Here is a 13,162-nt window from a genome sequence, read left to right on the forward strand (position 1 = left end):
GTGGAGAGATTTTTTATGGAAAAAACATTTCTAATGGTAAAACCAGACGGTGTACAACGTGCCTTCATTGGGGAAATTGTAGCTCGTTTTGAGAAAAAGGGCTTTCAATTAGTTGGTGCAAAATTAATGCAAGTTACTCCGGAAATTGCTGAACAACACTACGGTGAGCATAAAGAAAGACCTTTCTTTGGTGAATTAGTAGACTTTATTACATCTGGTCCTGTATTCGCAATGGTATGGCAAGGTGAAGGTGTAGTAGATACAGCACGCAATATGATGGGTAAAACACGACCACATGAAGCTGCTCCTGGAACAATTCGTGGAGATTTCGGTGTAACTGTTGCGAAAAACATTATCCACGGTTCGGATTCTTTAGAAAGTGCAGAACGCGAGATTGCTATTTTCTTTAAGGAAGAAGAATTAGTAGACTACTCAAAATTAATGAATCAATGGATTTACTAATTATTTTGAAATAATTTGTAAACGCTTTAATAACTGTGATAATAGTAAAAAGTGCGAGAAGAATAGGGGTATTCTTCTTGCACTTTTTTTATTTCAATCAGTTACGAAGTTAGGACTGTTATGATATATTGGTATGTAAAGTAAAAGGTCTAATATTATGAAAATAATCGAACAATTACAAGTAGGGAAAGCAAACATTCGATTTACTATATAATTTCTTTGTATTTTAAAGAGTGATGGAAGGTAATATAGCTGCTTTATGTAGCGGGATAAATACATATGCGAAAAGAGGAATAACGTATGCGATATATTACAGCTGGTGAATCCCACGGTCCGCAACTTACGACAATTTTAGAAGGTGTTCCGGCAGGGTTATCTTTAGTAGCGAATGATATAAATGAAGAATTAGCTAGAAGACAAAAAGGATATGGACGCGGTAGACGCATGCAAATTGAGAAAGACCAAGTACAAATTGTAAGTGGTGTTAGGCATGGGAAGACGATGGGGTCACCGATTGCACTTGTTGTTGAAAATCGTGATTTTACACATTGGACAAAGGTTATGGGTGCAGAGCCGTTAACTGAGCAGGAAGAGAAAGAAATGAAAAGGCAAGTTACGAAACCTAGACCTGGACACGCAGATTTAAATGGTGCGATTAAATATGGTCATAGAGATATGAGGAATGTATTAGAGCGTTCTTCAGCACGTGAAACGACAGTTCGTGTTGCAGCTGGTGCAGTTGCAAAAAAAATATTAGCGGAATTAGGTATACAAGTAGCGGGACATGTTATCGAGATTGGTGGTGTACAGGCAGCAAATATTAAATATAACTCTATTGTGGAATTACAAAGTACTACAGAAGCATCTCCTGTACGTTGCTTAGATGAAGAGGCCGGTAAAAAGATGATGCAAGCAATTGATGATGCGAAGGCAAATGGTGATTCTATCGGTGGTATTGTTGAAGTAGTTGTAGAAGGAATGCCAATTGGAGTAGGTAGCTATGTACATTATGATAGAAAATTAGATGCAAAATTAGCAGCGGCAATTATGAGTATTAACGCTTTTAAAGGTGTTGAAATTGGAATTGGTTTTGAAGCAGCACATAGACCTGGAAGTGAAGTGCATGATGAAATCCTTTGGGATGAAGTGCAAGGGTACAGAAGAAAAACGAACAATGCAGGTGGATTAGAAGGTGGCATGACAACTGGTATGCCGGTTGTTGTGCGCGGTGTTATGAAACCGATACCGACATTATATAAACCGCTTCAAAGTGTTGATATTGATACGAAAGAACCTTTTACAGCGAGTATTGAACGTTCAGATAGTTGTGCAGTGCCAGCAGCTAGCGTTGTGGCTGAAGCTGTTGTGGCTTGGGAGCTCGCAACAGCTTTAATTGAACAATTTGGATTAGATCGTATCGATCTTATACGTGAAAATATTAAGAAACATAATGAATATGCGAGGGGATTTTAATGGAGAACATACATATTCAAACGAAATCAAAAGAATATGATGTACATGTTGGAAGGGAGGCGTTGTCACACTTAACAACGCTTATTCAAAAAATGAATCCTGCAGTATCTAACATAATGATCATTTCTGATGAAGCTGTTGCATCACTGCATTTACAGACAGTTGTTGATGCATTGCAAGTAGAGCAAAAAGTATTTTCGTTTGTTGTACCGAGTGGCGAAAAAGAGAAGTCTTTTGAAAATTTCTATGAGGCTCACACTTCGGCTCTTGAAAATAAATTAGATAGAAATTCTTTAATCATCGCACTTGGAGGCGGAATGATTGGAGATTTGGCTGGATTTGTTGCCGCGTCGTTTATGCGTGGTATTCGCTTTGTCCAAGTTCCAACGACTTTATTAGCTCACGATAGCGCAGTAGGCGGGAAAGTAGCAATTAACCATCCACTAGGAAAAAATATGATTGGAGCGTTTCATCAGCCAGAAGCTGTTGTATATCATACGCCATTTTTACATTCACTTCCTGAAAAAGAGTGGCGATCAGGTTATGCAGAAGTGATAAAGCATGCTCTTATTGGTGATGTAGAGCTATATCATTGGTTAAAAGAAGAAGTGCAAACGTTAACGGATCTTCGTGATGAAAAGTTAATTCATATATTAACGAAGGCGATTCCTGTGAAAGCGAATATTGTGTCGCAAGACGAAACAGAAAAAGGTGTACGTGCCCATTTGAATTTTGGGCATACGTTAGGACATGCTCTTGAAAAAGAGTTAGGATATGGGAATATTACTCACGGTGATGGAGTAGCGGTTGGCATGCTATTTGCTATGTTTTTAAGTGAGCAAGTGTACAAAGTTGATCTTTCTTATGAAGAAATGAAGCAGTGGTTCTTGAAATACGGTTATCCAAAAATGCCAAGTGACTTGAATGTAGAACGTCTCGTTCAGTTGATGAAACAAGATAAAAAAGCAAATGCTGGAACAATTCATATGGTGCTTATGCAGGAATATGGGGGAGTGAATGTCGTATCTATTTCAGATGAGACTGTTCATATTGCGTTAGAAGCATTTCAAAAGGATATGGTGTGAAAAAGTTGTAGAACAGGTATGAAATGCATATTTAAAGGTATTCTCGTAATGGTGACGGTTATGATTAAAGATGACAGTAAGACATTATAAATCATATCAATGACTGGGGGAAGAAAAGTGAGAGTAAAAGAGCAATTGTTAACTTTGAGAGCATATGTACCTGGGAAAAATATTGAGGAAGTAAAAAGAGAATACGGATTGTCAAAAATTGTAAAACTAGCATCGAATGAAAATCCGTTTGGCTGCTCTGCGCGTGTGACAGAAGCATTAACTTCGTTAGCTAATCAATATGCACTCTATCCGGACGGGGCGGCATTTGAGCTTCGTGAGAAAGTAGCAGAGCATTTAGGTGTAAAAGCGGAACAACTTTTATTTGGTAGTGGGCTAGATGAAGTCATTCAAATGATTAGTCGTGCTTTGCTACATAATGGAACAAATGTTGTAATGGCGAACCCTACGTTCTCGCAATACCATCACCATGCTGTTATTGAAGGAGCAGAAGTTCGTGAAGTACCACTTAAAGATGGCATTCACGATTTAGATGCAATGTTACAACAAGTAGATGAGAAAACGAAGATTGTATGGATTTGTAATCCGAATAATCCGACAGGTACATATGTAGAAAAACAAAAATTACTTTCATTTTTAGAATCAGTTCCAAAGTCAGCGCTCGTTATTATGGATGAAGCATATTATGAATATGCTGGGGCAGAAGATTATCCGCAAACATTACCTCTTCTTGAAAAGTACGAAAATCTTATGGTGCTACGCACATTCTCAAAAGCATATGGATTAGCTGCTTTTCGTATTGGATATGCGATTGGTGATGCAAAGCTTATTGGGCAGCTAGAGGTAGCAAGACTACCATTTAACACATCAACTATCGCCCAAGCGGTAGCATTAGCGGCAATAGAGGATCAACAGTTTTTACAAGAGTGTGTGAAGAAAAATGCAGGAGGATTAAATCAATATTATGCATTTTGTAAGGAATATAACGTATTCTACTATCCATCTCAAACGAATTTCATTTTCTTGAAACTTGGTATACCTGGTAATGAAGCTTTCGAACGATTAATGAAAAAAGGATATATCGTTCGTTCTGGTGCAGCATTTGGTATGCATGATGGTATTCGTATTACTGTTGGATTAAAAGAAGAAAATGATGAGATTATTGAATTACTTACGGAACTTGTAAAAGAACAAGTGAAGAAAGAAGAAACGTATTCTTAAGAAATGGTGGAGGCTCCTGTTACAGGAGCCTTTTTCATTTGAACTGCAATAAGGGGAGTTGTTTGCACGTTCAAGAAAGAAAACGTTACAATAGAAGTAGACGTATAAGAAGAACTATTGTACATATAACTTATTTAAAATGTGAGGAGGATACAGTTTGAAACTAGTAGGACGAAAAAATAGTTTGAATGGGAAAATTGTTGTTCCAGGAGATAAATCTATTTCGCATCGCTCTGTTATGTTTGGAGCGATAGCGGAAGGGACGACGAAAGTATCAAATTTTTTATTAGGAGAAGATTGTTTAAGTACAATTGCATGTTTTCAAAAACTAGGTGTCCAGATTGAACAGTTTGGTAACGATGTCACGATTTACGGTAAAGGATTACATAATTTACAAGAACCGAAAGAAGTATTAGATGTGGGGAATTCAGGGACGACTATTCGTCTTATGCTTGGGATTTTAGCAAATACGCCGTTCCATAGTACGATAATTGGTGATGCATCAATTGGAAAACGTCCTATGAAACGTGTTACAGACCCGCTTAGTAAGATGAATGCTCAAATTGATGGTAGAGAAAACGGACAATATACACCTTTATCTATTCGCGGTGGTAAGGTAAAAGGTATGCATTACCATTCACCAGTAGCAAGCGCACAAGTGAAGTCAGCAGTTTTACTTGCGGGTTTGCAAGGGGAAGGGATCACTACGGTAACAGAGCCTATGCAATCTCGTGATCATACGGAAAGAATGTTGCGTGCATTCGGTTGTACCGTAGATGTTAATGGACGGACTGTTTCATTACAAGGTGGACAACAACTTAAAGGTGCAGACATAGAAGTTCCAGGAGATATTTCTTCGGCGGCATTTTTCTTAGTAGCTGGTGCAATTGTCCAAAATAGTAAGCTTGTATTGGAAAACGTTGGTTTAAATCCGACGAGAACAGGGGTTTTAGATGTATTAACAAAGATGGGTGCACTTATTTCTATCGATCATATTAGAAATGAAGAGTTTGAACCGTGCGGGGATATTACGATTGAAACATCTAAACTAAAAGGAATAGAAATTGGTGGAACTCTTATTCCAAGATTAATTGATGAAATTCCTGTAATTGCTTTATTAGCAACGCAGGCAGAAGGAATTACTGTTATTAAAAACGCTGAGGAGTTAAAAGTAAAAGAAACAAATCGTATCGATACGGTTGTAGATGAATTAGGCAAATTAGGTGCGAAGATTGAAGCTACACCAGATGGCATGATTATATATGGTAAACAAAGTTTAAAAGGAAATACTGTTAATAGTCACGGCGATCATCGTATTGGGATGATGCTTGCAATCGCATCGTGTATTATAGATGGAGAAGTGAAAATAGAGAATAGTGATGCGGTCGCTGTGTCGTATCCGGAATTTTTCGAACAATTAGCTGCGCTATGAGAGAAAGTATAGGAAGAGGTAGCTCACTCAAAAGGTTGCGTTCTTACACCTAGTTGCTTATGATAAATGAACAGAAGAGAATATTTTTTGAATTAAAGGAGACGTTTATGCAAAAGTTTGAACAGGCTGTTTCTTATATTGAAAACGGTGAAGCAGAAAAAGGATTACAATTATTAAAAGAACAACTACGAGTTGCTAATGATGAAGAGAAGTATGATATCGCTCGTTACTATCATACACTTGGGTTTATGGATGAGGCGTTAGCAATTACTGAAGACTTACGCTTGCTATATCCGGAAGAAAGTGAATTTACGGTATTTTTAGCAGAATTATATATTGATTTAGATAAAGAAGATGAAGCGATTGAAGTGCTTCATGATATTCCGGAAAACGATGATTTATATGTTCAATCGTTATTACTTGTAGCGGATTTATTCCAAATGCAAGGTTTTGATGATGTAGCAGAACAAAAACTATTAAAGGCGAAAGAAATGATGCCAGACGAACCTGTTATTACGTTTGGGTTAGCAGAATTATATAGTAGTAAAGGTGAAGAGCAAAAGGCGATCACTTATTATGAATCGTTACTAGCAGAACATAAAGTTATGGGTGGTGTTGTCATTGCGCTTCGTCTAGCAGAAACTTTAAGTGCTATTGGAAACTGGGAAGAGGCAATCTCTTACTATGAAGCGGGGTTAGAAGAGCAAAAAGATATTCACTCATTATTTGGATATGCCTTCACATTATACCAAGGAGAAGAATATCAAAGAGCAATTGGTGCTTGGCAAGAATTAAAAGAATTAGATCCTGAATACGCATCGTTATACATGTATTTAGCGAAAAGCTATGAAAAAGAAGGCATGCTTCAAGAAAGCTATGAAACACTTCAAGAAGGAATTAAAGTAGATGAGCTGTCTGTTCCTTTCTATGTAGAATTAGCGAATATTGCGGCGAAATTAGGTAAAATAGCGGAGGCAGAAGAAGTGCTTCAAAAAGCGCTGGAGCTAGATCCGGGACATTTAGGTGCGATATTAAAATATGCGTATATTTTAAAAGAACAAGAGAAATACGAAGAGCTAATTGCAGTTGTAGAGCGTGCAATTGACAGTGGAGAACCAGATACACAACTACTTTGGGATCTTGCATTTGCAAAAAAACAATTAGAAATGTATTCGGATGCATTAAAACACTATGAAAGTGCATATACTTCTTTTAAGAATCATCCAGATTTCTTGGAAGAGTACGGTTATTTCTTATTAGAAGAAGGAATGCGAAAAGAGGCGAAAGAAGTATTTACGCAGTTAATACAACTAGACCCGACACAAATTCATATTGAAGAATTGTTATATAATTTAGAGGATTTTTCATAAGTTGGAAGGAAACTGAATGCCGCTTCTTGAATCTAAAAAGAAAAGAGAAAGACAGAGGAGGGACTTAATCGCTATGAATACCCCTGTTTCTGTAAACGAGAAGAAGGATTTTGTAAAATGGTTTTTGAATAATTACCAACTGAAACAGCGTGAATGTGTATGGATTTTGAATTATTTAATGAGTCACGATCAATTAATGCATAAAGTCCACTTCGTAGAACATGCAAAATATTGTCCGCGTGGCTTAGTAATGTCAGCAAATTGTGTGAAAGACACACCGTTTCACTTTTTCAAACAAAATGTAATGACAACAGATGCAGAAAAATCGTTTCATGATATTCGTTTGAATCGAGATGAGGATATTTATATTCAGCTTAATTTTAAATCATCGTTCCAAAATGCAAACTATGTAGCTGTATTAGAAGAAAACCCATATTTGCCAAAGCATATTGAAGTGAATGAAAAAGATCGATTGCTTGCAGAACGATTTTTAGAAGAAAGTGTATTCTCATTTAGAAGAGAACGTCTTTTGAAACAAATTGATGAAGCTTTGGATAAGCAAGATAAGGAAGCATTTCATAGGTTAACAGCAGAGTTAAAAATTTTATAGAATTCATTTTGATTATGTAATCTTTACGAAATTCAGACTTTTTAAGAAAAACTACTTAATAATAGGTAGTTTTTCTTTTTTTACCTCTTTTAGTATGGTTTAATATATATAAAGTGAAAGTTCTGTTATTTGGAATGGAGGAGGGGAGAAAAGGTGAAATGGATTGTAAAAGATGTAGAACAGTTTGAGCAAGCGAGGGAGTATGTAGATACAGGGATTATACCCCTTTTGTCTATTTCGGCAGCAAAAGAAATGAAAATGGTTGTAGAGCAAGGTGAATTTATTGAGGCTTTGAGTATGGAGTTGGAAAGGGAGTATAAAGGAAGAGTGCTTTTACTGCCCGCATTTACGTATTTGGTAGAGAGCCAAAAGAATGAAAAAGACCGTTTGCAAGAATGGACAGATCATTTGCAAAGGCAAGGTTTTAAGCATATTGCCTATGTGACAAGTGACTTTTCATGGAAAGAAGATATGAGAGATGTGCAGGGTGATTTATTTTGGTTTCCATCGTTATCATTAGAGCAATTTAGTGACCAAGCGAAAAGGGAAGTTATTCGTGCACACATAAAAAATATTATGGAAATGTTGGAAGAAAGATGGATAAAATAATAATAAACAGAAAGTTCTTATTATTATGAGTAGTATGATATTGACCTATACAAGAGGGTATTATATCATGATAGTGTCCTAGTTTTTATTTTTTATATAATTTTTTCACGAGGGGACAATTTCTGATAGAGGGGGGAAATTTTCGTGAGCGAGAAAGAACATCGTGTGTCAAGAAGACAGTTTTTAAATTACACACTTACAGGGGTAGGAGGCTTTATGGCGGCGGGTATTTTAATGCCGATGACGAGGTTTGCGCTTGATCCGGTGTTAAGAAAAGAAGCGGGAACAGATATGGTTGCTGTTGGACAAGTAAAGGATATTACAACAGAGCCGAAGCGCTTCGATTTTAAGGTGAAGCAGGTTGACGGGTGGTACAAGTCTGAAGAGCCAAAATCTGCTTGGGTGCATAAAGATGAAAGTGGAGAAATTGTTGCGTTTTCGCCAGTATGTAAACATTTAGGTTGCACAGTGAACTGGAATTCGGACAAAGCACATCCTAATCAATTCTTTTGCCCGTGTCACGGGGGACGTTACACAAAAGATGGGATGAACATTAAAGGCACACCGCCTCTTGCTCCGCTTGATGTGTACGAGTCTAAAGTGAAAGATGGAACGCTGTATTTAGGAAAAGCGAAGCCAAGAGGGGGTGCAAAGTAGATGCTAAATAAAATTTATGATTGGGTGGACGAACGTTTAGATATTACACCGATATGGCGTGATATCGCTGATCATGAAGTACCTGAGCATGTTAACCCGGCACATCACTTTTCTGCATTCGTCTATTGCTTTGGAGGACTTACCTTTTTCGTTACAGTAATTCAAATTTTGTCCGGAATGTTTTTGACGATGTATTATGTGCCGGATATTAAAAATGCTTGGGAGTCGGTTTATTATTTACAAAATGAAGTAGCTTACGGGCAAATTGTTCGTGGTATGCATCACTGGGGTGCTAGTCTCGTAATTGTAATGATGTTTTTACATACACTCAGAGTTTTCTTCCAAGGTGCGTATAAAAAGCCTCGTGAGTTAAACTGGATTGTTGGTGTTCTTATTTTCTTTGTTATGTTAGGTCTTGGTTTTACCGGATATTTATTACCGTGGGATATGAAAGCGTTATTTGCTACGAAAGTAGGGATTCAAATTGCAGAGCAAACGCCGCTCATTGGTCCTTATATTAAAACATTACTCGCTGGTCATTCCGAAATCGTTGGCGCTCAAACATTAACTCGCTTCTTTGCTATTCACGTCTTCTTCTTACCAGCAGCACTTCTAGGTTTAATGGCCTTCCACTTCATCATGATTCGCAAACAAGGTATTTCCGGTCCGCTATAAGAGATTGCTAAATTAAAGGGGAAAGAACAAAAGGAGGGAGATTATGCATCGCGGCAAAGGGATGAAGTTTGTAGGAGATTCTCGGGTACCAGTAGCCCGGAAACCAAATATTCCAAAAGATTATTCTGAATATCCAGGGAAAACAGAAGCGTTTTGGCCGAATTTCTTGTTAAAAGAATGGATGGTTGGTGCAGTTTTTTTAGTCGGTTATTTATGTTTAACAGTGGCGCATCCGTCACCGCTTGAGAGAATGGCGGATCCTACAGATGCAGGATATATACCACTTCCAGATTGGTATTTCTTATTCTTGTATCAGTTATTAAAGTATTCGTATGCTTCAGGCTCATTTACTGTAATTGGTGCGTTTATTATGCCGGGGATTGCGTTTGGAGCGTTACTATTAGCTCCGTTTCTAGATCGAGGCCCAGAAAGAGCACCATTGAAGCGTCCTGTAGCAACGGGGTTTATGCTTTTAGCAATTGCATCGATTATTTTTTTAACTTGGGAATCTGTAGCACACCACGATTGGGAAGCTGCAAAAAAACAAGGAGCAATTGTAAAAACAGCACCAGTTGATAAAAATGATGACGGCTACAAGTTGATGCAAAAAAATACTTGTTTAACATGTCATGGTGACAATTTACAGGGCGGAGCGGCAGCACCGGCTTTGCAAAACTTAACTTTAAAACCAGAAGAAATCGCTAAAATTGCGAAAGATGGAAAAGGTTCAATGCCTAAAGGTGTATTTAAAGGTACAGATGAGGAACTGAAAAAGCTTTCGGAATTCGTTGCAAAGTATAATAAAAAATAATAGAAAAGCTGACTACAAAATCTGTGGTCAGCTTTTTATTTTGCGTGCCCAGCGAAGCTGGGCACTGTTTGATGGTGAAAGGTTTAAATAGAATTCTACAAGGATTCAAAATTATTATAGCCTATCTTCAATTGGACAGAAGTGGCTCGGTAAAATAGATTGGTACGTCTTAGAACGGCTTAACCTTTTCTGGATAAGAAAAGAAATGTTCGAAAGAAACATGGTCGTATCAAGGACTTGATGAAGAAAATAACATACACACTCGTGAAAGTAGGAAGCTAGAACAAACTGAAAGCTAAAGAAGGAAGAGCATCGGAAAGCCGTATGAGGGAAAACCTCACGTACGGTTTGATGAGGGGAAGCTGAAACAGAAAAGGGATAGCAAAGCCATCCCTAAAGAAAATTTAATCTGTTTCAGTTTTCTACTCTACGATGACGGAAAGTTTGCTATATAATAGAGTAGAGTTCGATGAAAGAATTACTTTGTTTGAAAGGTGTTGGACATACAGATTGGCTTACTTGTATGCAATGTTAAGGCAACGTTCGGTACTATTATTTTTATTGGTTGTTAACATATTAGGTACAATTTACGGATTCATATGGTATGGAAATCAATTAAAAGAAACCTCACCTATATTTTGGCCGTTTGTACCAGATAGCCCTATGGCGACTCTCTTTTTTGTCTTTGTTTTAATTGCTTTTTTGATGAAGAAGAACTGGGGGTTAATAGAAGCGCTAGCGATAGTTACTTTAATAAAATATGGTGTTTGGGCTGTTGTTGTAAATGCAATTATGATTTATGTAAAAGGCCCTATTGGCCTTATGGGATATATGTTAATGTTATCTCATTTTGCGATGGCAGTGCAGGGAATGTTATATGCTCCGTTTTATCGGATAAAAAAATGGCACTTCACTGTAGCTGGCATATGGACATTACATAATGATGCAATTGATTATTTATTTTGGCAAATGCCGAGATATGGGATTATGCATTTATTTGTAGAGAAAATTGGTTATTTTACGTTTTGGTTAAGTATTGCTGTACTGTGTATTACATATTATTATTGCTTACGTGAGAACCGAAAACAGTTTTCTTTATGATGGTGAGGACATTTAGGGGGAGAAAATGAAGAAAAATAAGAGCGGTATAAACATATTGGATCGATTGATCACTTTAGTAGTTTCCTATAGCATAGCATTTTCTGTTTTCGCTCTCGCGACAACGGTAGTTGTATATGGAAAATGGTTGTATTATTTTGAAATTGATTTTTTAAATATTCCAGATTTAGCGGATATGACGAAAGATGAAATTAAGAGAAACTATGATGTGCTTATTACATATTTATCGCCGTTTTATGAAGGTGCATTACAATTGCCGACATTAGATATGTCCACAAATGGACGCATTCATTTTGTAGATGTTAAAAATATTTTAGTAAAGATTCAATATATAATGTATGGAACGATTGTAATTGCTGTATTAGGAGGAGCGTATTTATTAAAAAAGAAAAAAGAAAAGTTTTTACTTCACGGAGCGATTCTTACAATTATTTTTCCAATAGCTCTTACGTTACCAATTGCTATTAATTTTGAAAAGAGTTTCGTATTATTTCATAAGCTTTTATTTAGCAATGATTATTGGATGTTTGATATTGAAACAGATCCGGTTATTTTAATGTTACCGGAAGAATTCTTTATGCATGCTGCATGTATTATTTTATTATTGATTTTAGGTGGTAGCATGCTTTGTTACGGTGTGTATAAATATTTAGTGAAAAAGAAAAGGGTTTCAAAGAAAAAATTCTCTGTTTAAAGAGAATTTTTTTGTTTTCATAGAGATAATATATTTTTTGGTTTTGTTCTGTTCTATTCTTGTCCAATTCCACATATTTTGTACTAGTAGTTATAGGGGGGACCGGGATGAAGAGAACATTAATTGGACTGATAGCATTTCTAATTATAATGTTTCCAGTACGTATATATGCTGAAGAGTGGAGTGAACTAACTGGATTGCTAGATGACTCTTTGCAGTTAGTGAAGAAAAAAGAAGATGAAAAGGCAATACAAGTACTGTACCATTTCTCAGAGCAATTTCTATCAAAGGAGAATGAAAATAATTCAAAAGTAACTCCGGGACAAATTAGAGTCGTTTCTTTAGCATACGATAAGGCGAAACAATCTCTCGCGGAAGATTCAGATAGGCAAGTTAAAGTGGATAATATGTTAGCGTTACAACTTGCTGTTGATGCACAAGTATCTAAATATCAGCCACTTTGGATGGAAAGAGAAAGAAAGATAATGAATGCTTTTTCTCAAGTAGAAAAGGCGATGGAAAAAGAAGATGATGGACAGTTCCAACAGACGCTAAATACATTTTTAAATGAATTTAATATTATTTATCCTAGTTTAATGATTGCTCTGCCAGAAAACGAAGCGCAGCGTGTAAATGCACATTTATCTTATTTGGATGAATTTCGTAACGTTATGTTAAAAACGAAAGGTGGACAAATGCAACTAGGGATTATTAAAGGTGATTTGCAAAAAATATTTCATACAGTAAAAAAAGATGAGATTGCTCCCTCTCTCATTTGGTTTATGACAATTACTGGAGGACTTATTTTGTTCACTTTAACGTATGTTGGATGGAGAAAGTATAAAGGGGAGAGAGAGAAGCGGAGAAGCAGCTTGCATTCTAAAGATAGATAATACGCATAAATAAAGATACGGATTGTAAGGTTTATTTATTGA

At 36.6% G+C, this 13,162-nt stretch carries 14 protein-coding genes; all 14 read left to right on the forward strand.

What is annotated here, in order from left to right; all coding sequences use genetic code 11:
* Nucleotides 1-15: 15 nt before the first annotated feature.
* The 14 genes from ndk (at nt 16) to ypjB (ending at nt 13,120) form a co-directional block, all read left to right on the forward strand.
* Nucleotides 16-462, forward strand: a complete 447-nt coding sequence (gene ndk / locus MKY70_RS08025; RefSeq protein ID WP_000415879.1) for a nucleoside-diphosphate kinase — start codon at nt 16-18, stop codon at nt 460-462.
* A 300-nt stretch (nt 463-762) separates the two neighbouring features.
* Complete coding sequence (aroC, locus tag MKY70_RS08030; protein WP_341023878.1) at nt 763-1,935, forward strand: chorismate synthase; 1,173 nt, start codon at nt 763-765, stop codon at nt 1,933-1,935.
* Nucleotides 1,935-3,020: a 3-dehydroquinate synthase gene (gene aroB / locus MKY70_RS08035; RefSeq protein WP_002011826.1), complete on the forward strand. Its 1,086-nt coding sequence runs from the start codon at nt 1,935-1,937 to the stop codon at nt 3,018-3,020. Before aroC ends, aroB begins: the two co-directional genes overlap by 1 nt.
* Nucleotides 3,021-3,137: 117 nt before the next feature.
* The gene (gene hisC / locus MKY70_RS08040) at nt 3,138-4,250 is read left to right on the forward strand and encodes a histidinol-phosphate transaminase (RefSeq protein WP_002086618.1); all 1,113 of its coding nucleotides are present in this window, start codon (nt 3,138-3,140) and stop codon (nt 4,248-4,250) included.
* Nucleotides 4,251-4,407: 157 nt separating this feature from the next.
* Nucleotides 4,408-5,682: a 3-phosphoshikimate 1-carboxyvinyltransferase gene (aroA, locus tag MKY70_RS08045; RefSeq protein ID WP_002086617.1), complete on the forward strand. Its 1,275-nt coding sequence runs from the start codon at nt 4,408-4,410 to the stop codon at nt 5,680-5,682.
* A 107-nt stretch (nt 5,683-5,789) separates the two neighbouring features.
* Nucleotides 5,790-7,052 (forward strand): tetratricopeptide repeat protein, encoded by a 1,263-nt coding sequence (locus tag MKY70_RS08050; RefSeq protein WP_002086616.1) that lies wholly within the window; start codon nt 5,790-5,792, stop codon nt 7,050-7,052.
* A 73-nt stretch (nt 7,053-7,125) separates the two neighbouring features.
* The gene (locus MKY70_RS08055; protein WP_002086615.1) at nt 7,126-7,662 is read left to right on the forward strand and encodes a ReoY family proteolytic degradation factor; all 537 of its coding nucleotides are present in this window, start codon (nt 7,126-7,128) and stop codon (nt 7,660-7,662) included.
* 153 nt (nt 7,663-7,815) lie between these two features.
* The gene (locus tag MKY70_RS08060) at nt 7,816-8,271 is read left to right on the forward strand and encodes a YpiF family protein (RefSeq protein WP_060751479.1); all 456 of its coding nucleotides are present in this window, start codon (nt 7,816-7,818) and stop codon (nt 8,269-8,271) included.
* Between the two features lie 144 nt (nt 8,272-8,415).
* Nucleotides 8,416-8,928, forward strand: coding sequence for a menaquinol-cytochrome c reductase iron-sulfur subunit (gene qcrA / locus MKY70_RS08065; protein ID WP_002011835.1), 513 nt, complete (start codon nt 8,416-8,418; stop codon nt 8,926-8,928).
* Nucleotides 8,929-9,603, forward strand: coding sequence for a menaquinol-cytochrome c reductase cytochrome b subunit (gene qcrB, locus MKY70_RS08070; RefSeq protein ID WP_000932700.1), 675 nt, complete (start codon nt 8,929-8,931; stop codon nt 9,601-9,603). It abuts the gene before it with no gap.
* Between the two features lie 43 nt (nt 9,604-9,646).
* On the forward strand, nt 9,647-10,414 hold the full coding sequence (gene qcrC / locus MKY70_RS08075; protein ID WP_002011836.1) for a menaquinol-cytochrome c reductase cytochrome b/c subunit: 768 nt from the start codon (nt 9,647-9,649) through the stop codon (nt 10,412-10,414).
* A 510-nt stretch (nt 10,415-10,924) separates the two neighbouring features.
* A complete protein-coding gene (locus MKY70_RS08080) occupies nt 10,925-11,515 on the forward strand; it encodes a DUF1405 domain-containing protein (RefSeq protein WP_002086612.1) in 591 nt (196 codons plus the stop codon).
* Between the two features lie 25 nt (nt 11,516-11,540).
* Entirely contained in the window at nt 11,541-12,227 is a 687-nt protein-coding gene (lit, locus tag MKY70_RS08085) for a lipoprotein intramolecular transacylase Lit (RefSeq protein ID WP_002064533.1), read from the forward strand.
* 107 nt (nt 12,228-12,334) lie between these two features.
* Nucleotides 12,335-13,120 (forward strand): sporulation protein YpjB, encoded by a 786-nt coding sequence (gene ypjB, locus MKY70_RS08090; RefSeq protein ID WP_341023883.1) that lies wholly within the window; start codon nt 12,335-12,337, stop codon nt 13,118-13,120.
* Nucleotides 13,121-13,162 lie beyond the last annotated feature (42 nt).

The sequence above is a fragment of the Bacillus sp. FSL R9-9492 genome, assembly GCF_038007365.1.
GTDB lineage: Bacteria > Bacillota > Bacilli > Bacillales > Bacillaceae_G > Bacillus_A > Bacillus_A mycoides.